At 37.1% G+C, this 23,694-nt stretch carries 19 protein-coding genes; 13 read left to right on the forward strand and 6 right to left on the reverse strand.

The window, feature by feature from the left end; genetic code table 11:
- The 9 genes from C8N46_RS17815 to C8N46_RS17855 all read left to right on the forward strand — a co-directional run.
- On the forward strand, positions 1-2,685 hold a 2,685-nt coding region (locus C8N46_RS17815), incomplete at its 5' end, for a T9SS type B sorting domain-containing protein (protein WP_146169872.1).
- Positions 2,686-2,789: 104 nt separating this feature from the next.
- Positions 2,790-4,886: a T9SS type B sorting domain-containing protein gene (locus C8N46_RS20655; protein ID WP_158269197.1), complete on the forward strand. Its 2,097-nt coding sequence runs from the start codon at positions 2,790-2,792 to the stop codon at positions 4,884-4,886.
- A 205-nt stretch (positions 4,887-5,091) separates the two neighbouring features.
- Positions 5,092-9,921 carry a T9SS type B sorting domain-containing protein gene (locus C8N46_RS17825; protein WP_108116470.1) on the forward strand — a complete coding sequence of 1,610 codons (4,830 nt, stop codon included), beginning with the start codon at positions 5,092-5,094 and terminating at the stop codon, positions 9,919-9,921.
- A 108-nt stretch (positions 9,922-10,029) separates the two neighbouring features.
- Complete coding sequence (locus C8N46_RS17830; protein ID WP_170110101.1) at positions 10,030-10,548, forward strand: hypothetical protein; 519 nt, start codon at positions 10,030-10,032, stop codon at positions 10,546-10,548.
- A gap of 209 nt (positions 10,549-10,757) precedes the next feature.
- Entirely contained in the window at positions 10,758-12,746 is a 1,989-nt protein-coding gene (gene uvrB, locus C8N46_RS17835) for an excinuclease ABC subunit UvrB (RefSeq protein WP_108116471.1), read from the forward strand.
- A 296-nt stretch (positions 12,747-13,042) separates the two neighbouring features.
- The gene (locus C8N46_RS17840) at positions 13,043-13,234 is read left to right on the forward strand and encodes a cold-shock protein (protein WP_108116472.1); all 192 of its coding nucleotides are present in this window, start codon (positions 13,043-13,045) and stop codon (positions 13,232-13,234) included.
- A 165-nt stretch (positions 13,235-13,399) separates the two neighbouring features.
- Positions 13,400-13,690: a DUF1456 family protein gene (locus tag C8N46_RS17845; RefSeq protein ID WP_108116473.1), complete on the forward strand. Its 291-nt coding sequence runs from the start codon at positions 13,400-13,402 to the stop codon at positions 13,688-13,690.
- A gap of 105 nt (positions 13,691-13,795) precedes the next feature.
- On the forward strand, positions 13,796-14,662 hold the full coding sequence (locus tag C8N46_RS17850; RefSeq protein ID WP_108116474.1) for a Wzt carbohydrate-binding domain-containing protein: 867 nt from the start codon (positions 13,796-13,798) through the stop codon (positions 14,660-14,662).
- A gap of 66 nt (positions 14,663-14,728) precedes the next feature.
- Positions 14,729-15,307, forward strand: coding sequence for a PhnA domain-containing protein (locus C8N46_RS17855; RefSeq protein WP_108116475.1), 579 nt, complete (start codon positions 14,729-14,731; stop codon positions 15,305-15,307).
- 87 nt (positions 15,308-15,394) lie between these two features.
- On the opposite strand, the gene C8N46_RS17860 is transcribed toward C8N46_RS17855, so the two are convergent.
- Positions 15,395-15,643, reverse strand: a complete 249-nt coding sequence (locus tag C8N46_RS17860) for a hypothetical protein (RefSeq protein WP_146169873.1) — start codon at positions 15,641-15,643, stop codon at positions 15,395-15,397.
- A 320-nt stretch (positions 15,644-15,963) separates the two neighbouring features.
- Positions 15,964-16,398, reverse strand: coding sequence for an Hsp20/alpha crystallin family protein (locus tag C8N46_RS17865; protein ID WP_108116477.1), 435 nt, complete (start codon positions 16,396-16,398; stop codon positions 15,964-15,966).
- A gap of 274 nt (positions 16,399-16,672) precedes the next feature.
- Between C8N46_RS17865 and C8N46_RS17870 the strand changes: the two genes are divergently transcribed.
- Positions 16,673-17,455 (forward strand): glycoside hydrolase family 25 protein, encoded by a 783-nt coding sequence (locus tag C8N46_RS17870; protein ID WP_108116478.1) that lies wholly within the window; start codon positions 16,673-16,675, stop codon positions 17,453-17,455.
- Between the two features lie 190 nt (positions 17,456-17,645).
- Here the strand turns inward: C8N46_RS17870 and sucC are convergent, their stop codons facing one another.
- The 3 genes from sucC to C8N46_RS20210 all read right to left on the reverse strand — a co-directional run bounded on the left by sucC (position 17,646) and on the right by C8N46_RS20210 (position 19,655).
- Positions 17,646-18,839, reverse strand: a complete 1,194-nt coding sequence (sucC, locus tag C8N46_RS17875; protein ID WP_108116570.1) for an ADP-forming succinate--CoA ligase subunit beta — start codon at positions 18,837-18,839, stop codon at positions 17,646-17,648.
- 217 nt (positions 18,840-19,056) lie between these two features.
- Positions 19,057-19,281, reverse strand: a complete 225-nt coding sequence (locus tag C8N46_RS17880) for a hypothetical protein (RefSeq protein WP_108116479.1) — start codon at positions 19,279-19,281, stop codon at positions 19,057-19,059.
- 176 nt (positions 19,282-19,457) lie between these two features.
- Positions 19,458-19,655: a hypothetical protein gene (locus C8N46_RS20210; RefSeq protein ID WP_146169874.1), complete on the reverse strand. Its 198-nt coding sequence runs from the start codon at positions 19,653-19,655 to the stop codon at positions 19,458-19,460.
- 286 nt (positions 19,656-19,941) lie between these two features.
- Between C8N46_RS20210 and lysA the strand changes: the two genes are divergently transcribed.
- Positions 19,942-21,186, forward strand: coding sequence for a diaminopimelate decarboxylase (gene lysA / locus C8N46_RS17890; RefSeq protein WP_108116481.1), 1,245 nt, complete (start codon positions 19,942-19,944; stop codon positions 21,184-21,186).
- Positions 21,187-21,240: 54 nt separating this feature from the next.
- Here the strand turns inward: lysA and C8N46_RS17895 are convergent, their stop codons facing one another.
- Entirely contained in the window at positions 21,241-21,579 is a 339-nt protein-coding gene (locus tag C8N46_RS17895; protein WP_108116482.1) for a hypothetical protein, read from the reverse strand.
- A gap of 141 nt (positions 21,580-21,720) precedes the next feature.
- Between C8N46_RS17895 and C8N46_RS17900 the strand changes: the two genes are divergently transcribed.
- Both C8N46_RS17900 and C8N46_RS17905 read left to right on the forward strand, forming a co-directional pair.
- Positions 21,721-22,836 (forward strand): serine hydrolase, encoded by a 1,116-nt coding sequence (locus tag C8N46_RS17900; RefSeq protein ID WP_108116483.1) that lies wholly within the window; start codon positions 21,721-21,723, stop codon positions 22,834-22,836.
- Positions 22,833-23,663: a M23 family metallopeptidase gene (locus C8N46_RS17905; protein WP_108116484.1), complete on the forward strand. Its 831-nt coding sequence runs from the start codon at positions 22,833-22,835 to the stop codon at positions 23,661-23,663. The genes C8N46_RS17900 and C8N46_RS17905 overlap by 4 nt, the downstream gene beginning before the upstream one ends.
- Positions 23,664-23,694 lie beyond the last annotated feature (31 nt).

The raw sequence follows: 23,694 nt of genomic DNA on the forward strand, positions 1-23,694 counted from the left end.
CCAGCGGCGTATGCCAATGAAGAATTAGGGGTACAAACCATCTTTGTACTGGCTACCAACGATACCACAGGCTGTCAAAACACCATTACCTTTGACATCAGAGTCAATCCACTACCAAGTCCAACACTCAATGTTAATGAAATGCTTTCAGCCGATACCTGTGATGATGACAATGACGGTTTTGTAGCGACCGACTTAGACATGCTAGTGAATGACATAGTCAACAACGAGCCAGATGTAGTCTACAGCTTCCACGAGAGCGCAGAAGATGCCAACAATAACTTAAATGCACTGAGCAGTCCTTACACCAATATTGTCATGGACAGTCAAACCATCTATGTACTGGCAACCAATACAGTCACTGGCTGTTTTACAGTAACGCCATTACAAATCAATGTGATTCCAATTCCTGTGATGCCAATCAACATCGATGATGTAGAAGTCTGTGACGATGCCGCAAGTTTAGACGGCTTTGCTATGTTTGATTTAACAGTAACGCAAATGCAAATCTATGGCGGCCAAACACCAGGAAACTTTACACTAACCTATCATGAGAGTGAGCAAGATGCCATCGATGATGTATCACCAATTGTCACTCCAAGTGATTATATCAACACCACAGCCAATCAGCAAACCATCTGGGTACGTTTAGAAGACAACACTACCGACTGTTTTGCCATTGGAAGCTTTGAGATTATTGTAGTACCACCACCAGTACTAGTACAACCAACAGCTTTCTCACTTTGTGATGATTTAGAAAGTGGTGATGAGAGTGATGAAATCAGTAGTTTTGACTTAACAGATAAGTACACCGAAATCACTGGCGGTGATACCAGTTTAACTCTGACCTATTACGCCTCACTTGCAGACTTAAATGCAGATACGCCAATTACAGACCCAACAGGGTATCAAAACATCAGCAATCCGCAGACGCTTTACATAAGAGCCACAAACAGTGCAGGTTGTACGACTGATATCACCATGACACTAAGAGTACTTCCAATTCCAACACCGAACACCATGCCAACCCTTTTAGAAGCATGTGATGATGATAGTGATGGAGATGCAACCAACGGTATTTTAGTGTTTGATTTGACGCAAGCTGAGGCAGAAATTGTCAACAATGAAAGCAATGTTACAGTAAGCTATCACACCACATTAGAAGATGCAGAGATGGACAACAATCCGATTGTAGACCCAACCATGCATGCGGTAGATATGGCAACTGCCAACGAAAACGGACAAGTAATCATCTATGTGAGAGTGGAGAGTGACATTCAGATAGACAGCAATATGGAACCATGTTACAAGGTAGTAGAACTGCCTGTAATCGTTCATTCGCTACCAGAACTAACCAGTACAGCATTCACCTATGTCTTCTGCGAGTATGACAATGATAATGTAGGACAGTTTAACTGGGATGAAGTAACGGCTTCGTTAGATTTGCTTACACCTCCACAAGATATAAACAACTTTACAGTGACCTATCATCCAACGGTAGCAGAAGCTTTGGCAGGCACAGGAGCGTTAGTAAACGGTTTTGAAAATATGACCGACCCACAAACAGTGTTTATCCGCGTGGAAAACACCGCTACAGGCTGTGTGAACACCAATAACATTGCAAGTTTAGAGCTCAGTGTAGAACCGATACCAACGGCAACTGCGCCAGCAACCTATGAGGTATGTGCCACAGATGAAACAGACCCAAATACAGCGGTATTTGACCTTACCAGTTTGGATGCAGAAATCATCGCAGGACAGTTAAATATGGCAGTCTCGTATTATGAAACCGCCATGGATGCGGATAGTGATATCAATGCGATAGCCAATGCAACTAGCTATGTAAATACGTCCAATCCACAGACGCTTTATGCGAGGGTAAGACAAACCATTACAGGCTGTTTATCCGACCCAGTGCTAGTGACATTACAAGTCAACGCACTTCCGGTATTTACCCTACCAGCAGACGATATTTTGTGTGTGGATGCCGATACAGGAACCACTACTGACGGACCAATGATTGGCGTAGACTTAGGTGCAGGCTACAGTTATAGCTGGACCACACCAAACGGAACAGCCAACTCGCCAACGGTGGCAGTAACCACTGCAGGAACTTATAGTTTAACCATTACAGACAACAACTTTACCACCAGTTGTACCTATAGTGATAGTGTGACGTATCAGGCGTCTTCAGCACCATCGGTATTAGACATACAAATCACTACACCAGCTTTTGCAAGCAGTCACAATGTGATAGCGACAGCCTCAGGCGGTTCGGGCGTGTATGAATACCAACTAGATGATGGAGATTGGCAAGCAACAGGAGAGTTTTTAGACCTAGCACCAGGCGAACATACCATTACTGTGAGAGATACCAACGGATGTGGAGAGCTTATCAGAGGCTTTGAACTGATAGATTACATGAAATTCTTCACACCAAACGGCGATGAGTACCATCCGACGTGGAACATCATTGGACTGCGGAATCAGCCAGGCGCGAAGATTTACATCTTTGACCGATATGGAAAACTGCTCAAACAAATCAGTCCAGCAGGACCAGGCTGGGATGGAACTTACAACGGTTCGCCAATGCCATCACAGGATTACTGGTTTAGAGTAGAATACGTAGATCCATTCGATGGAACACCAAAAGAATTTATCAATCATTTTACTTTGAAGAGATAATTTATACCAAAAAAACATACACCATACACCAAAAACCGAAGAATCAATCTTCGGTTTTTTTATTAGACACTATTTTAGTACTTTCAAGCATAAATCAACCGAGTGTGAATAAACAAACTTACATACGTATTTTTCTGTTTTTAGCTTGTTTATTTTATGCACTTCAAGCGACTGCCCAAGATATTTCACTTTTTCAACAATTTAACGGTCGCTTTGATTATACCGCTTTAGGAAATACGCTAAATGTAGTAGAAAATGGCCCTACGGGAGCTTGTACAATCAACACGAGTTCGAGTGCTAGTTTGAATCTTGCTTCTGACCAAACGATGGTGGCGGCGTATTTGTATTGGGCTGGTTCTGATGATGGTGATTTTGAGATTGAATTGAATGGAATTCCCGTCACCGCAGAACGCACCTTTAGTGATGCCTTGACAGGAAATCGCACCTTTTTTGCGGCTTTTGCAGACGTAACGGATATTGTGCAAGCAGAAGGCAATGGATTGTACACTGTGAGTGAGTTTGACTTGACTTCTGTCATTGATCCGTATTGTCCGACAGGAACAAATTTTGGCGGTTGGGCAATTACGGTAATTTATGAAAATCTAGCGCTTCCATTGAATCAACTGAATGTGTACGACGGTTTGGAAAGTGTACCTGACGAGTTGGAAATTACGCTCGACAACCTCAACGTTTTTGACAATATGGGCGCTAAAATCGGTTTTATTGCTTGGGAAGGTGATCAAGCATTGAGCGTAAACGAATCGTTGCGTGTGAATGGTACTATTATTTCAAACTTTCCGCTGAATCCGCCTGACAATGCTTTTAACGGAACCAATAGTTTTACAGGCGCGACTGATTTATATAACATGGATATTGATTTTTATAATATTCAGAATAATATCAATATTGGCGATACAGAAGCGACGATTTCCTTGACTTCTGGACAGGATTTTGTGATGATTAACAACATAATTACTGTCTTAAACAGTCAACTTCCAGATGCTACGGTTGTAATTGACAATATTGAAGATGAATGTGATGTGCGTGATATTGACATTACATATACCGTTTTTAATACCAATAGTACCGCCGCATTACCACAAAATACACCTATTGCTTTCTATGCAGATGGAATTTTAATCGCGACAACTACTACGCAAGTGGCACTTCCTATTGGCGGAAGCACACAGCAAACGATTACTGTTAGCATTCCCGCGAATATTCCTGATACTTTTGAATTATTGATTGTTGTTGACGATGACGGAACTGGCGCAGGAACTGTTGATGAAACTAACGAAGATAACAATACGTTTGTTCAAAATGTCACCTTGCCTACTTCACCTGAAATTCCGCTGTTGCCTAATTTAGAATTGTGTGATACGGAGGCTTTTTTTGAATTTGATTTGACAACACAAGAAGCGCTATTCAACAGTGCCATTTTTACTTTTGAATATTACGAAACGCTGCAAGATGCTTCAAACAGTACGAATAGCATTACCAATGTTACTGCGTATAGTAATGCAAATTATCCCGCAGAAATTTTTATAAAAGTCATTCACAATACGTCACTTTGTAGCTCCATTGGCAATTTTGAATTGGTTATTTTAGAAAGTCCCGAAGTCACGCAGCCAGAAGATTTAGAAGCTTGCCGATTGGATGAAACTGAAAGTGTTCCTTTCGATTTGACATTTAATGAAGAAACTATAAGTCCGGCTTCAAACCTAACGTTTTCCTATTACGAAACGGCAAATGCTGACGGAACGTTTCAAGATGAAATTACAAATCCTACAGCGTATCTTAATAGTTCCAATCCACAAACCATTTTTGTGACTGTTGAAAATACTTTTGGATGCATTGTTGCCACAAGTTTTGAGTTGATTGTTGAAGATTGTGAAATTTACATTCCCAACGGTTTTTCCCCCAATGACGACGGAAAAAATGATGTTTTTAATATTCTCAATCTGGAAGCACATCCAAATCACATCCTTCACATTTATAACAGGTACGGCACACTTATTTATAAAGGCGACAGAAATACGCCGCGCTGGAATGGTTTTGCCAACAGAGGCACGCCAAAAAATAAAAAACTTCCTACAGGAACGTACTTTTATGTGCTGTATTTAAATGACGAAAATACGCTGGCAAGTCCTTTATTACTGGAACAAACCTACACAGGTTGGGTTTATTTACAGAATAATTAAGCAATCATAAAACGAATATCCTTGATTTTCTGTATTTTAGTAGAGATGAATTGCTAATTTTAAAATAAGTCGTACGTACTAAAAATAATTTTTAAGGCTTTAAATTATACATATATTTGTTGTGTATTAAAAATAGCCAAAAATACAAACAATAAAAACTGCCCATTTTTGTTGTTATATATGACGACTTAACCCCATACCACTCATGAAAAAAGTATTCCTAACGCTTTTTGCTATTTGTGCCTACCAAATAGTTTCTGCACAACAGGTAACTACCAACGAATCGTTTACGCTCCAACAACTCGTAGAACAGTTGGTGCAAGGTTGTGTTGAAATTTCTAACGTTAGCTCAACTATTAATGGAAATATTGATGGCTTTAACAGTTATGCTGCTTTTAGTCAAAGTGGTTCCAATTTTCCTTTTGCCAATGGTTTGGTGTTGACTACCGGACGCGCATCTGAAGCAGGAAATGGCTTAGATCCGATTCCTCTAAACAGCGGAACAACCAATTGGGGAACCGATCCTGATATGGAAGCAGTTTTAGGCGTAAATAATACGCTGAATGCAACGTCTATTGAATTTGACTTTATTGCTGTGACCAATCAAATTAGCTTTAATTATTTATTGGCTTCCGAAGAATATGCAGAAGATTTTCCGTGTCGATTTTCAGATAGTTTTGCTTTTTTAATCAGACCTACAGGAAGTACCGCTCCATATACCAATATTGCCGTAGTTCCAGGTACCAATATTCCTGTGAGTACGAGTGTGATTCATGATGAAATTGTAGGGTTCTGTCCAGCAGAAAATGAAGAATATTTCGAAGGTTACAACTTAGGCGACACCAATTACAACGGTCGTACAACAGTTTTAACCGCAACCGCAACTTTAATTCCGAATCAGCAATATCATATCAAATTAGTCTTGGCAGATGGTACCGATCAAAATGCGGATTCTGCGATTTTTATTGAAGGAAATAGTTTTAACGCTACGGTTGATTTAGGACTCGATATTACCACTTGCGCCAATTCGTATTTGTTAAATGCAGACATTGGGAATCCACTGGCAACTTATCAATGGTTTCGAAATGGTGTACCAATTCCTGGAAGCATCAACACAACACATGATGCTGTATTAACAGGATCGTATCGTGTAGAAATTACCATTCCTGTGGGGACGGAAACGTGTGTGATAGAAGATACGGTACAAGTAACGCTCAACACGCCACAAACTATTGAACCACTTACCGATTATGAGCTTTGTGATAACACGGGCAATGATGGTGTGGAAAGTTTCGATTTAACCATCAAAGAACCCGAAATCTTAGCCGAAGTTCCACCTGGAAATTATACCATAAGCTATTATCCAAGTCAGAACGATGCCGAAAACGAGACCAATCCGTTTGCAACAACAATTTCAAACACAACATCACCACAAGAAGTTTTTGTGAGAGTTTGGGACAACGATAATGGTTGTTTATCATTTACAAGTTTTAATTTGGTTGTGAATGAACTCCCACAAATAAACACACCTACACCAATTGATATTTGTGACGACAACAGCGATGGTATTTCGCAAATAAACTTAACGATTCGCAATGATGAAATTACAGGCATGAATCCTGTGTATGGTGTTACGTATCACAACTCTCAAAGTGATGCAGATAATAATATCAACCCAATTATAGGCGATTACACCAATAGCGCAGCAAACAACACCGTTTTTGTACGTGTGGTCAATACCGAAACTGGCTGTGTAAACCAAACCACGTTAGAGGTTAATGTCGGTGTAGCACCAATGCTTACGTTTCCTGATAGAAACTTAGTAGATGCTTGTGACCCTGAACATGATGGATTTGCATCGTTTGATTTGACCGAAATCATCAACAATACTACGGTTGGATTAACAGGAGTGACCATTACTGTACATACTTCTTTGGACGATGCTACCACAGGAGCAAATCCGATTCCAGATGTGACCGCTTTCAACAACACAAATCCCGAAGAACAATCGTTGTATATTCGTGTCGTAGATGATGCTACAGGCTGTTTTGCGATTTCTCCATTTACAGTACACACCAACGCACTCTTAACTGCAACAAACATCTTAGATATCAATCGTTGTGATGATGCAAGTAACGATGGCATATTCAATTTTGACTTTCAAACAATTACAGCCTCTATTCAAAACAGTTTATCTTTTGTTCAAATCGAATACTTTCTATCTGAAGATGACCGCGACAATAATGTAAACGCTATTGATATAACGGTTCCATTTGCAAATACTGAAAATCCGCAGGAAATATTTATTCGACTTACCGATGTAGATACGGGTTGTGAAGATATTGCTTCTTTTAATTTGGTTGTAAATCCTTTTACGCCAGCACCAAATATTGGCACATTAACGACGTGTGATACAAATTCTGATGAAATTGTCAATATAGATTTGCAAACTTTTACACCTGATATTGTAGGTACAAATACTGATTTTGATGTTATTTATTTTTTATCTGCTAGTGATGCTAATTTTGCTGTAAATGCGGTTACTGATCCAATTATAAACACTAGTAATCCACAAGAAATATTCTTCCGATTTAGAAATAGTAATACGGGTTGTTTTGATATTGGTTCTTTTATGATGGAAGTATTGCCTGCGCCAGATGTAAACACACCAAATACGATTCTTATCTGTGATGATACTGATGGAATTGCGGATGTTGATTTAACGCAAAGTCTCCCAGAAATCATTACAGATTTGACAAATATTGACATCTCATATCATTCCACATTAAGTGGCGTATTTAACGATTCTGATATCATTACGAATCCGACGGCATATAGCACAGGAACTACCTCAGCGTATGTTAGAGTAGAAAATGCTACAACAGGCTGTTTTGCTAGAGTGGAATTACCAATTATCGTAAACACCGTTCCTGTAGTGACCGCCACCGACATTTATCAATTGTGTGAAACAGATACGGATGAAACAGAGAATTTCATCATGGAAACTCGTGATGATGAAATTTTAAATGGGCAAACTGACATGACGGTTTTCTACTATCCAACCGCACAAGATGCGCTCGATAAAACCAACGAAATTGACAAAACGGCTCCGTATGCCAATCAAACGAATCCGCAAACCATTCACGTACGTATTGAAAATGATACGGATCCAGATTGTTTTGCCGTTTCTGAATTTGTCATTCAGGTAAGTCCTGCTCCTATTTACAACGATCCAACAGATGTTTTTGTGTGTGACGACATCAGCAATGACGGCGAAAGTACGTTTGATTTGTCCATAACACGCAATGAAATCGCTGCAGGAATTTCACAAAACCTCACCATTAGCTTTTATACAACCTTAGCTGATGCTGAGAATAACACGAATCCTATTCCTGATACGTTTACAAACACCGTAAATCCACAAGCCATTTATGCACGAATCTCCAACGATTCTGAATGTATCACGGTAGCAGATTTCGCTTTGAATGTTATTCAAGTCCCAGAAGCCAATCCTGCGCCAGATGTAACGGTTTGTGATGTAGATTATGACGGGCAAGTAGTGTTTGACTTGACGGAAGCTGAATTTTCTATCTTAAACATTCGACAAGACAATGTAGTCATCACCTATCACGAAACTCAAGATGATGCTGATAATGGTGCTAATGCGATTGCAAATCCGACAAATTATACCAACAGTAACAATCCGCAACCAATTTTTGTACGTTTATTCAATACCATTTCGGGTTGTTATGTCATTGTTCCGTTTACACTCAATGTAAATTTACCACCGTTAATGAACAATGTTCCAACCGCAACTTTTTGTGATGCGGAAGTACCTGGAACTGTTGATTTGAATCAAATTGAAGAAATTATTATTGACGATAGCACAGGAATTACGATATCGTATTACAATTCGGCAGCAGAAGCGGATAGCGACACCAATGCGCTTCCAGATATTTATACCTATATGTCAAATCCGGAAACTATTTTTGTGCGAGCGGAAGACGATGTTACAGGTTGCTATTTTGTACAAAGTATTGACATTACGATGATTCCGAATCCTATTGCAAATCCTGTAAGCGACATGGAAGCGTGTATTGATGACAATGCAAACACCACACAAACCTTTGACTTTTCTACGCAAACTGCAACGATTCTTGGCGCGCAAAATCCAGGATTATTTACAGTAAGTTATCACGTAAGTATTGAAGATGCGCAAAACGATGTGAATCCGTTGCCACCTTTATACAATGCATTTAACGAACAAAACATTTATGTACGTGTTGAAAACAACCAAACAGGATGCTTTGCTACAACTTCTTTTATGACCATTGTACATCCGTTGCCTGTAATTAACTTGCCAGAAGACATCACATTGTGTTTGAACGACCTTCCGTTAACAGTTTCCGCAGGAAATACAATTGGAAATAGTTATTTGTGGTCTACAGGAGAAATAACACCATCAATTGATATTATCACGACTGGAACCTATTCGGTAACGGTAACAAGTCCGTTTGGCTGTGTGGCAACCGATAGTTTTGATGTGAACGAATCCGAGTTGGCAACCATTGTGGAAGTAGATGTTGTGAATTTTTCTGAAAACAATGTCATCACGGTAACGGCAAGCGGAAATGGTGACTATGTCTATTCTTTAGATGGTGGAACACCGCAAACTTCCAACGTTTTTGAATATGTTGGTCCTGGATATCATGTGGTAACGGTTGCTGACATCAATGGTTGTGGGGAAGTCAGTGAAGAAGTCGTAGTGATTGATTATATCAAATTCGTCACACCGAACAACGATGGTTATAACGACACATGGCACATTATCGGTATAGAAACCTTGCCGAATTCTGTCGTGTATATTTTTGACCGTTATGGAAAATTGTTAAAAACGCTTCGTGCCACCGATCCAGGTTGGGATGGAACGTACAGAGGCCGCAGAATGCCATCGAGTGATTATTGGTTTTTAGCCGAAATCAAAGATGGGCCTGACTCTTTTGATGTGAAAGGACATTTTACGTTGAAGCGATAATGTATTTTATGCGAAGCTTTCTGTTAAATCTATCTCAAAAATAGCATATGAAGAACTAGGAACCCTGACTTTTAGTATTTTAGAGCAATTCACTTTAAAATTACTTCAATGAAGCAGTTAATAATTATCCTTTTTTTAGGTTTCTCAATTAATAGCTTTGCGCAAAACCAAAAAATACCACATGCAGAAGCCGTAAAAACCATTGATGGAGTTTTAACACGAATGCTACAATTACTTTCTGTTGAAAAAGGCGAAACGATTGACACGGAATCACTAAGAAAACTATTTCTAACAAACGCTACTTTTAGTGTTCGCGCACCCGACAAAAGTTATCCAAATCCATTTGAAACGGTAAGTTTAGACGATTTTATAGCATCTTTGAAAGACAGCTATTATGAACAAGGTTTTGAAGAAAAAGAAATTGGCAAAGTGGTAAACGAGTTCAATGGAATTGCCAATGTATTTCAAAGTTTCAAAGGCTCCGATTCTGAAGAAAACACACAGAAAGGCATCAATAGTTATCAATTGGTTTATCTTGAAAATCGTTGGTGGATTGCCAACATGATTTGGACGTTTGAAACAGATACGGTGAAGATTCCGAAGAAATACTTGCAAAAAGGGAAGTAATATTTTTTAAATGTTCAAAGTTGAAAAAGCATAGACTACAAAACCGTATAAGATACGATTACCTCACTCCTTTTCCGTATTTTTGTATGATATGCGTTAGCGATAGCAGCAAGTTACCATGTAACGCGAATAGCGCGACCGTAACTGTACATTGAGGCAATCGAAATGAACAGTTGTGGGAACGCCCAAAACAAAGCACACAACATTCTATGAAATTTAAAATTGTATCTGATTTTGCACCTACAGGCGACCAACCACAAGCCATTGAACAACTTACTTCGGGAATTGAAGCTGACGAAAAATACCAAACACTCTTAGGAGTTACAGGCTCGGGAAAAACCTTTACCATTGCCAATGTGATTGAACGTGTGGAAAAACCAACCCTGATTTTGGCTCACAACAAAACGTTGGCAGCACAATTATACTCAGAATTCAAGCAGTTTTTTCCGAATAATGCCGTAGAATATTTTGTGTCCTACTATGATTATTACCAACCAGAAGCCTACATTCCGACTTCGGGAACGTATATAGAAAAAGACTTGTCCATCAACGAAGAAATTGAAAAATTGCGTTTGAGTACAACATCTTCCCTACTTTCAGGTCGCCGCGACGTGATTGTGATTGCGTCGGTTTCGTGTTTGTACGGTATTGGAAATCCTGTGGAGTTTCAGAAAAATGTCATCAAATTGGAGCGTGACCAAGTGATTTCTAGAACGAAATTATTACATCGCTTGGTGCAAAGTCTCTATTCGCGAACTACGGCAGATTTTTTACATGGTTCATTTCGTGTAAAAGGTGATGTGGTGGATGTGTTTCCTGGCTATGCCGATTTTGCCTTTAGAATTCACTTTTTTGGGGATGAAATTGAAGAAATAGAATCGTTTGATCCAGGTACCAATACCGTCCTCGAAAAATACAATACACTCAATATTTATCCTGCAAATATGTTTGTAACTTCGCCAGAAGTGTTGCAAAATGCCATTCATCAAATTCAAGAAGATATGGTGAAGCAAGTCGATTATTTTAAAGAAATTGGCAAACATTTAGAAGCAAAACGCTTGGAAGAACGCACGAATTTTGACTTGGAAATGATTCGTGAATTGGGCTATTGTTCGGGAATTGAAAACTATTCAAGATATTTGGATGGTCGTGCGCCAGGAACGCGTCCGTTCTGTTTGTTGGATTATTTTCCAGATGACTATTTAATGGTTGTTGATGAAAGTCACGTAACGGTTTCGCAAGTACATGCGATGTATGGTGGTGATAGAAGTAGAAAAGAAAATTTGGTAGAATACGGTTTCCGTTTGCCTGCTGCGATGGACAACCGACCGTTAAAATTTGAAGAATTTGAAGCCATTCAAAATCAAGTGATTTATGTAAGTGCCACGCCTGCCGATTACGAATTACACAAAACGGATGGTGTGTATGTGGAACAAGTCATTCGTCCAACAGGATTATTGGATCCGGTCATTGAAGTGCGTCCAAGTTTGAATCAAATTGACGATTTGGTGGAAGAAATTCACCAGCGAACTGAAAAAGACGAACGTGTGTTGGTCACAACCTTGACGAAGCGTATGGCGGAAGAGTTGACAAAATATTTGTCGCGAATTCAAATTCGTTGTCGTTATATTCACAGTGATGTAGATACGCTAGAACGTGTACAAATTATGCAGGGTTTACGAAAAGGATTGTTTGATGTGTTGATTGGTGTGAATTTATTACGTGAAGGATTGGATTTACCAGAAGTATCACTCGTCGCGATTTTGGATGCGGATAAAGAAGGATTCTTGCGAAGCAATCGCTCGTTGACACAAACCGTAGGTAGAGCCGCAAGAAATGTAAATGGAAAAGCGATTATGTATGCGGATAAAATCACGAATAGCATGCAAAAAACCATTGATGAAACTACGTATCGAAGAGAAAAACAAATTGCGTATAATGCGGAACACAACATCGTTCCAACTGGTTTGAACAAATCGTTGAACAATGCGTTGAGCAAAGATGAAAGTCTCGCATGGGAAGATACGATTGAAACGAAAGCTGCCGCAGAACCTGATATGGAATATTTGACCAAAGCGCAAATAGAAAAGCTCATTCGCGAAAAACGAAAAGCTATGGAAGTGGCTGCCAAAGAATTGAACTTTATGGATGCTGCAAAATTCCGTGATGAGATTAAGGTGTTGCAGGAGAAATTGTAACAATTTTGATACTATTCTATTAAATTATGAAGGTTTCAGACATTAAATATTACTAAAAAAACACAGTGCAAACACTATTTATTTCTCAAATCGCAAAAAAATTAATCAAATTTAAAAAAATCTACTTGTAATTTTTTTTTCAAAAAACGCACTAAACATGCGGACTTGCATACAAAAGTTAATTCCTTCAATATTAAATAATTGTAACTATTTAAAAAAAGTCGCACAAATTGACGCATTGCGTAGAATTAGATAGTATATTTGTTTCATTAAAACAATTATTTAAATTTATTACAATGAGTAAAGGAACAGTAAAATTCTTCAACGACACAAAAGGTTTTGGATTTATCGTTGAGGAAGGTTCAAACAAAGAACATTTTGTACACATTTCTGGATTAATCGACGAAGTTCGCCAAGGAGATGAAGTTGAATTCGAATTAACAGAAGGTCGCAAAGGATTAAACGCAGTGAACGTGAAAGTAATTTAATATCTATATATTTAATTCCTTAATGAAGTAAAAAGTCTATCTAACGATAGACTTTTTTTTATGTTGAATGTTAAATACGTTTTTAAAATTAACGAACAACAAAAAACTAAAAGCAAAGCAACCTAAAACCTAACACCCAAAACCAAAAAAACCTATCTTTGCGATATGGCATTAACAAACAACGACATTTTTAAGAAACTTCGCGTGGCTTTGAAGCTGCGTGACGACGATATTGTAAAAATATTAGAATTGGTAGATTTCCGAATCTCCAAAAGTGAACTTGGTGCATTTTTCCGTAACGAAGACCATCCAAAATATAAAAACTGCGGCGATCAAATATTGCGTAATTTCCTTAATGGTTTGGTCATACACATGCGCGGACCAATGCCGAAAAAAGGTGAAAAACCCAAGCCAAAATCGACACCAACGACTTCCAAACGAAAAGAACGAAACTAACTAGTTTCCTTAATATTTTCAATCGCAACTACAAATTGATAGAAATTGAACTATTTTTAGGAAACATACAGTCAAAAATCAACTTATTTACCATTACCAACAACCATGAAACCAACCAAATTACTGTTTGTAGTACTATCCTGCTACTTCCTTTGTTCATGCTTTAAGAAAAAAGAATACCTACAAAATGTAACTGTAGACAATAAAGGACTTTCCTGCGATGGCATTGAAATGTCTAATTACGCTGGAACACTCACAGAAACCACTTTCAATTATGGCGAAAAAGTCACATTTACTTACGATAATTTTAAAGGATTAACATTTGAAGATAATCGAGCATATCCAAAAATGGACATCCATGTGATGTCCAAAAGTGGCGATACGGTATTTTCCATCCCTGAATTTTTTGATAAAGAAGGTATTACGAAAGAAGAGCTGTCTTTATTTTCAGAAGTGACCTTTGCCAGACCTATGCTTCCAGAAAATGATTATCTTGTTTCCGTAAACATTTCAGACACCAAAAATGATAACTATTACCATTGGAAAAAGTCGTTTAAAATCATTAATAATCCTGAACTAAAGACAAAAGCTGACGGGTTTACCTATGATATTCAGTATTTGTATTCGTTGCCGCGTGATATCGCTATTACCAACAATGTCATAAAAACAAATGAAAAAGTATACCTAATCCTAGAAAACTTAGAAGGATATAATGTGGATGAAGACGGCAATGCGAGTATCATCGCTTCTATGAATTTGGTAGACGCAAATGACAGACTTATTGTGGAAAACGACAATCTACTTCCCAATTCTGTCAGCGCAAAAGATTTAAAACAACAATTGTACGTTTTAATCGAAATCACCGATAAAGACATCCCAAATCCTGTAACGTGTAATTTTCAACTAAAAGACGCACTAAGCGGAAAAACACTCAGCTCAACTTTTGAACTCACCGTAGAAGAGCAGAAATAAAAACGGCTATCTACTTTTATTTTTGAATGAAAAAGCTACTTTTGCTTCAAATTCCAAACAATCATCATGAGTATTGAACGAGCGATTCAAAAACGAAGTGGCAATGCCTGCGAATTGTGTACTGCTACTGAAAAACTGGCCATGTATCACGTACCGCCAAATCACAACGAAGCTTTAGAAAAATCTATCTACGCATGTGAAACCTGTATTTCACAAATAGAAAATCCTGAAACGATGGATGCCAATCACTGGCGCTGTTTGAATGATAGTATGTGGAGCGAAGTGAAAGCAGTACAAATTGTGGCTTGGCGTATGTTGCATCGTTTAAAACACGAAGGCTGGCCGCAAGATTTGCTCGATATGATGTATTTCGACGAAGACGATATGGCATGGGCAGCTGCTACGGGAGAAGCGGAAGACAAAGAAAATGCTATCAAACATTTGGACGCAAATGGCGCGCAATTGCAAGCGGGCGATAATGTTGTGTTAATCAAAGATTTGAATGTAAAAGGTGCCAATTTTGTCGCAAAACGCGGTACGGCAGTCCGAAATATTTCATTGGTTCACGACAATGCCGAACATATAGAAGGTCGTGTAAACGGTCAGCACATTGTGATTTTGACCAAATATGTAAAGAAAAACTAAGCTTTTTCATCATACAGAAAAACAACAAACAAGCTGCCTAACTTCTTAGGCAGCTTTTGTTTTATAAATACGTATCCAATTTTTTAATCAAGGATAACAGAAGCAATCTGAAGCGTCAGATGGATCTACAGGAATAGGTTTTAATGTATGCTCTTTAATAGGCTCAACAGGACAAATTTGATTGGAATAACATCCTTGCGTGTGTATTGGCTCCGGATTCGTACAGGTATTATCCGTATTCACAGGCAATGCGCCTCCTTGTTGACTATTTCCACCTTTTAGATTGGCAATAGTTACTTTTTTGATTGAAAACTGATGTAATTGCTTTTTTTTCATCGTAAATAGCGTTTTATGTTTACAATTCAAATCTATCATAGTCAACAACATAAAAAAAGAAACATCTGTGACACTTTATGAAATCTCACCTATAACTAAAAACATAAGCTGTTAAAATTCAACACATTAACCTTTATATATCATATTTACTCTTCACATAATGAAAATCCTTTGAAAAACTATTGTTCTTTAGTATTCTTAAAATAGTTGCATTAAAAAAGGCTCGCCAATTGCTTGACGAACCCTTTTTCCATTAACTAACCAATCCTAAATAATTATTATGAAAATCTTTAGTAGCTTTAGGTAACTACTATATATTGTTATGAAATCTCAATCAAACGCTTTGGTTTTACTTTATCTTCCTCACGTTTTGGCAAGGTAACATGTAAAATTCCGTTGGTATAGGTAGCGTTGATTTCCTCTTTATTTACTGCCTGTGGCAATTTAAAAGAACGTTGAAACGCTGCGTAACTAAACTCTCTACGCGTATAATTATCTTCTTTAGTTGTTTCTTCTTTCTTATCTTCTGTACTAATGGTTAACACATCATGATCGAGTGAAAGTTGAAAATCTTCTTTTGTTTTTCCTGGTGCCGCAACTTCTAATGAAAAATCATCTTCCGTTTCTTTAATATTCACCGCAGGAATGTTTCCACGATTTGCAATTGGATTCATCGTTCCGCCAAACCAATCTGTTTGAAATAATTCGTCAAAAATTGATGGTAAATCTGTGTTTCTTCTTTTTACTAAGTTCATTGTATTTGTTTTTTTTAAGTTTAATTTTCAGTTTTTATATGTATGCTGTTTTGAATACGCTTTGTATAAGGCAAACAGTATTCCAACTGTATTTTACTGTCATTTTGACATTTTTATCTATTTTTTAATGTCAAAATGGCATTTTTACTAATTTTAAAAGTGACGCTATGGCGGAAAACACTCAATTTCTCATTCACATTAACACAAATGATATTTTGATTGGAAAAGAAATTGCGCTAATTTGTGGCAAAATCCAGTACCTAAATTTCAAATCATGAAGAAGCATTTTCATAAAGTAATAGCAATTGCTTGTTTTTCACTTGTTTTCGCTTGCGCGAATGATAAAAAAGAAGATAAAACACAAAAATCTGACGAAAAAACGGTCACAAAAGAAACACCCGTAAACAAAAGAAATACCTATAAATTTCCAGCGTATGGAATTGATATTTCAAAGTATCAAGGTGATGAAGCAGATGTGCTAAACATGAAAAAAGAAGCTTTGCAATTCATCATTTGTAAAGCTACCGAAGGAATTACCTATACGGATCCTAATTTTTCTCAAAACTGGAACACTATTAAAGAAAAAGGATTTATTAGAGGTGCCTATCATTTCTATATCAGTTCGGACAGCCCAAAAGATCAAGCCGAACATTTTTTAAATACACTAAAAGGCTTAGAACCTACTGACATTCCGCCTATTATTGACATCGAACAAAGCGGCATTGATAAAAGCTACGCTGTTGAAGATGTGCAAGAAAGTATTTTAAGTCTGTTACAAGAAATTGATAAAACCATCAATACTACTCCAATTATTTACTCCAATACAAGTTTTGCCAATAAATACCTGAATAATGAAATGTTTGCCAACTATCCGCTTTGGATTGCTGATTACGATGCTAAAGCCAATCCGGACATTCCAAGTGCATGGAAAACAAAAGGATTCACCTTCTGGCAAAAAACAGATAATTACGACTTAGATGGTTTTCAAGACGACGCCGATGTTTTTAATGGTGACACGGAACAATTAAAAGCATTTATCAAAAAAAGCTATCGATAAGAAGCTTTTTTTATTCAATAAAAAAACTGTCTTTAAAAGTTCTTGCGTCATTCTGGGCTTGACCCAGAACCTCATCACATGATTTCTCACTGTTATGGGAAACCGAATCGAGTTCGGTTTGACGAATTATAAACTTTTAAAGACAGTTTTATATATAAATTGAATATATACTAAATATATAACTGAATTTTTACGCTAACACAGCTTGTACTTTATCCGCAGCTTCTTGGAATTCTACTGCTGATTCTACTGCCAATCCTGAATTGTCAATCAATTCTTTGGCGATATCTGCATTGGTTCCTTGCAAACGTACAATAATTGGCACTTGAATAGCATCGCCCATATTTTTATACGCATCTACCACACCTTGTGCAACACGGTCGCAACGTACAATTCCACCAAAAATATTGATTAAAATTGCTTTTACATTTGGATCTTTTAAGATAATTCTAAACGCTTCTTCTACACGTTTTGCATCTGCAGTTCCACCAACATCTAAGAAGTTTGCAGGTTCTCCTCCAGCCATTTTAATTAAGTCCATCGTAGCCATTGCCAATCCAGCACCATTTACCATACAACCTACATTTCCGTCAAGATCTACATAGTTTAAACCTACTTCCTTTGCTTCTACTTCAATTGGGTTTTCTTCGCGTAAATCGCGCATAGCTGCATAGTCTTTGTGACGGAACAATGCGTTGTCATCCAACGTAACTTTAGCATCTACTGCCATGATTTTATCGTCAGAAGTTTTCAATACTGGATTGATTTCAAACAATGAAGAATCAGAAGATACATACGCTTTGTATAATGACGTTACGAATTTGGTCATTTCTTTAAACGCTGTTCCGCTCAATCCTAAATTGAAGGCTACTCTTCTCGCTTGAAAAGGCAACAATCCTTGTGCGGCGTCAATTTCTTCTGTAAAAATTAAGTGTGGTGTTTCTTCAGCAACCGTTTCAATATCCATTCCTCCTTCGGTAGAATACATAATCATATTGCGGCCTGTTGCTCTGTTTAACAACACAGACATATAAAATTCGTTTGGCTCACTATCGCCAGGATAATACACATCTTCAGCAACCAATACTTGATGAACACGCTTTCCTTCTGCAGAAGTTTGCGGTGTTACCAAATCCATTCCGATAATTTGTCCTGCGATTTCTTCTACTTCCTGAAGATTTTTTGCAAGTTTTACTCCGCCGCCTTTTCCGCGTCCACCTGCATGAACTTGTGCTTTAATCACATGCCATCCTGTGCCAGTTTCTTCGGTTAATTGCTTTGCAGCTGCTACAGCTTCTGCTGGAGTGGTTGCTACTTTTCCTCTTTGAACGCGTACGCCAAAACTTGCTAATATTTCTTTTCCTTGGTATTCGTGTAGATTCATTTTACGAAATTTTTTATAGTGCCACAAATGTAAAAAATCGAACGCACTAAACCCAATTAATTTTGGTTTTTGATGGATTGTATAAAAAGAACAAAAGAGCCAATTGTATAATTGACTCTTTTGCATAATTTATTCTACATAAAATATGTGTATCGCACGTATTTTTAGAATGCTACTTTATATTTTCCAGATAAGAAAATAATACGCAACATGGCTATTAACAGTTCACAAACGTACAATCTTGTGTTTGACATTCTACCGTACAAAATTCAGTTTCTGGTGGTGGACACACAAAAATAGAAACATATTTACAAAAATCTGAAAAACAAGCGTCATCATAAGTTGGTACAACACTAACTGGGGTTTCACCACCTTTGAGCTCGTGTAATTGGCTAATTTTTTGCTTATTAAGCGTTAACGAAGTAAGTTTCTTTTTTTTCATAATTGTATAATTTTTTAGTGATACTGAAAAGATACACATATTCAAAATCAACTCATTACGGTTTTTCCATAGATTTTCAGTTAAAAAAACACCATCTCAATAGTCATTGAAATGGTGCTGTACTTTGTTTGTGATACATGATTTAGATAATTTCGTATCACTAAAAATTGATTGTTTTATTTCACCGTATTATACGTTACTGTCCCGCAATGTACTACACAGGTCACTGTTGGTACTGCTGTTACACATTGCGGTCCTCCACACCAAGTAAAACATGTAAATGATGGCGGACTAGGAATGTTTCCTCCTTTAATTTCTAAACTTGATACGGTAGATTTCGATAATGATAAGTTTTTTAAATTCTTTTTTTTCATGATTTTAATAGTTTTGATTATGATGTAAAGGAATACAGCTTTCCTATGAAAATCAAGTGTTACAGCCTTAAATTGGATGATATACGCTTTTATATACAAGCATAAAACGCATACTTTCAAACACTTATTTAATTGCGATTTAAAAAGATTTCAAAAAGCGATTTTGTAGTATTACAATTATACAAATGTTATATATTTAACTTTTTGTGTTATTTTTATATTTTTTACTTAGTTTTCTTTATCGTAATTTCATTTTATTATAGTTTTGAACCTGTAAAATAATGCCATGAAAGAATCTGATTTATTAGCAATCGTAGAAGAATTTGGTAGTCCAACCTACGTATATGATGCCGAAAAAATTACTTCTCAGTACGAACGATTAACAAACGCATTTCAAACCGTACCTAAATTAAAATTACATTATGCCGTAAAAGCACTATCTAACTTGAGCATTTTAAAGTTGATGAAATCGCTTGGCGCGGGATTGGACACGGTTTCCATTCAAGAAGTACAGTTGGGCTTGGCAGCTGGTTTTGATGCCGAAGACATTATGTATACGCCCAATGGAGTATCGTTGCAAGAAATTGAACGTGCAGCCCAATTAGGCGTTAAAATTAATATTGACAATCTTTCTATTTTGGAACAGTTTGGCAGCAAACATCCTACGATTCCTGTGTGTATCCGTATCAATCCACATGTCATGGCTGGTGGAAATCACAACATTTCTGTGGGACATATTGACTCCAAGTTTGGAATTTCCATTCATCAAATTCCGCACGTATTGCGCATTGTAGAATTGACTGGCATGCACATCAACGGAATTCACATGCATACAGGAAGTGATATTTTAGATATTGATGTGTTTTTATACGCTTCAGAAATCTTATTTAAAACCGCCAAAAACTTCAAAAAGCTAGATTTTATCGACTTCGGGAGCGGATTTAAAGTGCCGTACAAAAAAGACGATATTCAGACCAATATTGAAGAATTGGGCGAAAAACTCAGCGTGCGTTTCAACGACTTCTGCCAAGAATACGGAAAAGAATTATCACTCAACTTTGAACCCGGAAAATTTCTCGTCAGCGAAGCAGGATATTTTTTAGCCGAAGTAAATGTGGTAAAACAAACCACTTCAACCGTTTTTGCGGGCATCGACAGTGGTTTCAATCACCTTATCCGTCCGATGTTGTACAATTCATATCATCATATCGAAAATATTTCCAATCCAAACGGTCGCGAGCGTTATTATTCAGTAGTGGGTTATATTTGCGAGACCGATACTTTTGGCAACAACCGACGCATTTCTGAAATCCGCGAAGGCGATATTTTAAAGTTTAACAATGCGGGTGCGTACTGTTTCTCGATGGCGAGCAATTACAATTCGCGTTATCGTCCTGCGGAAGTATTATGGTATAACAATGAAGCACATTTAATTAGAAAGCGAGAAACTTTTGACGATATTTTAAAAAATCAGGTTGAAATTGACCTTTCCACCAAGAAAAAGAAAAAAACCATTTCGAAAGCAGTGTAATTTTTAGAATCATCTAAGTATTGACAAAGTGTCTGTGTAATGCAGGCACTTTTTTTATTCTAAATCTTTTGTTATGGAAATTATTTTGTTCGCAATGGAATCGTATTTTATCACAAATTGAATAGTTTCAGCAAATCCTAGATTTTCATAAATTACAGCGGTCATTAAATTTTTCTCTACAGTTGTATCAATATTCTCTTTTAAAAAAGAAACACTTAATTTAGCCTCAATACCTTCTTCTTTAAGAGAATCTAATCGTTTTGAAAGCGCATGAAATTCAGGAGTTTCTTCAAGTTGCTTGAAAAGTATTTGTCTTGTATTGTATTCTTTTTCTTCGCAAGAAATCAATCCAAAAACACAAACGAATGCTACAAAAAAAATTTTTTTACACATTATAAAAATGCTAATTTGTACATCCTTAAATGTACAAAATTTAAATCTTGAAATACATTTTGAATCAAAAAATGTAACATTTTTTGAAATTACTACTCTTTAGATAAAATAGTATCTTGTAGCAACTTTTAATTTTTTTTGATGAACAAAGTACTTTTTTTAGTATTAATAGCCTGTGTGAGCTGTACCGAACGTAAAACCTACAACGACCCAATTCAGTTTGCGTTGAACGCTGATTCGCCTAAAATTCAACGTGTGATGCAAAATTTGGAAGCGTACGAAGTGCAAATTATGGTGACAGATGCTGAAGGCAATGATTTTCGTTTTCAAGTGAATGATTCGGTGTATTTTTATCCTGCGAGCAGTGTAAAGTTTCCTGTGGCATTGTTAGCGTTGGAAAAAGTGAATCGAATTCCGCAAATTACGAGTCGAACAGGGTTTTCTATTGAAAGTGATTCTATCATCACAACCATTCGCAATGAAGTTCAGGATATTTTTGCGATTAGCAGTAACGAATCCTATAATCGACTATTTGAATTTTTAGGTCAAGACGAAATCAATTCGCAATTGCAACAAAAAGGATTACAACCTGCACGCATTTCACATCGCTTAAGCACAGACAATGCGGATAGACTCGTTGCGGAAGAAGTGTTATTTTTAAGTGAAATGAAAATTTCACATCGTGAACCGAGCAAACAGAATGACACAATTCAAGCGTTGCAACTTCAAAAAATACAAAAAGGCAAGGGTTTTTATCGAAATGATTCGCTCATACAACAGCCAATGGATTTTTCTAAGAAGAATTATTTGCCAATTTCTACGCTGCATGAACTTATGAAACGCATACACTATCCTGAAAAATATGACGAAAAAGCACAATTTCAGCTAACGGAAAGTGACCGCGAATTTTTACTAGACGTGATGCACAAAACTCCAAAAGCACAAGATTATGACGAGCCTGAATATTATGACAGTTATGTAAAATTCTTCCTGTTTGGCGATTCAAAAGAAGCGATTCCTGCGCATATTAAAATGTACAATAAAGTTGGCTATGCGTACGGCTATTTAACCGATTGCGCACATATTGTAGACACTAAGAATGCTATTTCATTTACCATTACCGCAACCATTCACGTCAATAAAAACCAAATTTTCAATGATGACACCTACGAATATGACGAAATTGGCATTCCGTTTTTAGCGGAATTGGGCAGACAAGTGCATCAATTTTATCTTCATCAAAAACATAAATCATGAAACGATTAACGATTCTTTTTTTAGTAGTATTGAGTGTTTCTGTCGTAGAAGCACAGCATATTTCCATCAAAAAAGACACGATTCAAACCACCAAAGACACGTTGGTTTTGAGTATTAAAAACAATATGCTATCACCTATGTTTTTTAGGTTGAAAGTAAAAAACGAGGAAGCAAATAGCTTTAAATATTTTGAAAAAATAGTACTCCAACCTTTAGAAAAAAAGGAAAACTACATGAAAATTCCGCGTAGAAAGATTGACACAACGCAAGGTTTGAAACTTAGCGGATATTTCGATTTTATAGTCGGTTATGGCGATCCTAGTGTAGCTTCACATGACGATTCGTATGTGTATTTATTGCCGTATAAAAAGAAGCGAAAGTTGGTTCAAGGGAATTTTGGACGTTTTTCGCATGACCATATTCGTTCCTATCATGCGTATGATTTTGGTACGAAAATCGGCGACACCATTTATGCCGCTCGCGAAGGAAAAGTTGTTTTAATCAAAGAAGATTCTAACAAACACGGTCGTACACGCAAGTTTGCCAACGATGGAAATTTTATTATCATTCAGCACAATGATGGTACGACAGCTTCCTATTATCACTTAGATTTTAAGGGTGCGTTGGTTGAAAATGGAGACATCGTTACGCGCGGACAAAAGATTGGAATTTCGGGTATGACAGGCTTTACCACTACACCACATTTGCATTTTGTTGTTCATAAAGCTACCGAAGAAGACGGTAACATTTCTGTGCCTATTCAGTTTGAAGGCTATGAAGGAAAAAAATTAAAAAAAGGAAAGAAATACGCTCGTAGAAAAAAATAACCAAATCTATGAATGAACTAAATATTGTAAT

This window comes from Kordia periserrulae (genome assembly GCF_003054265.1).
GTDB classification, from domain to species: domain Bacteria; phylum Bacteroidota; class Bacteroidia; order Flavobacteriales; family Flavobacteriaceae; genus Kordia; species Kordia periserrulae.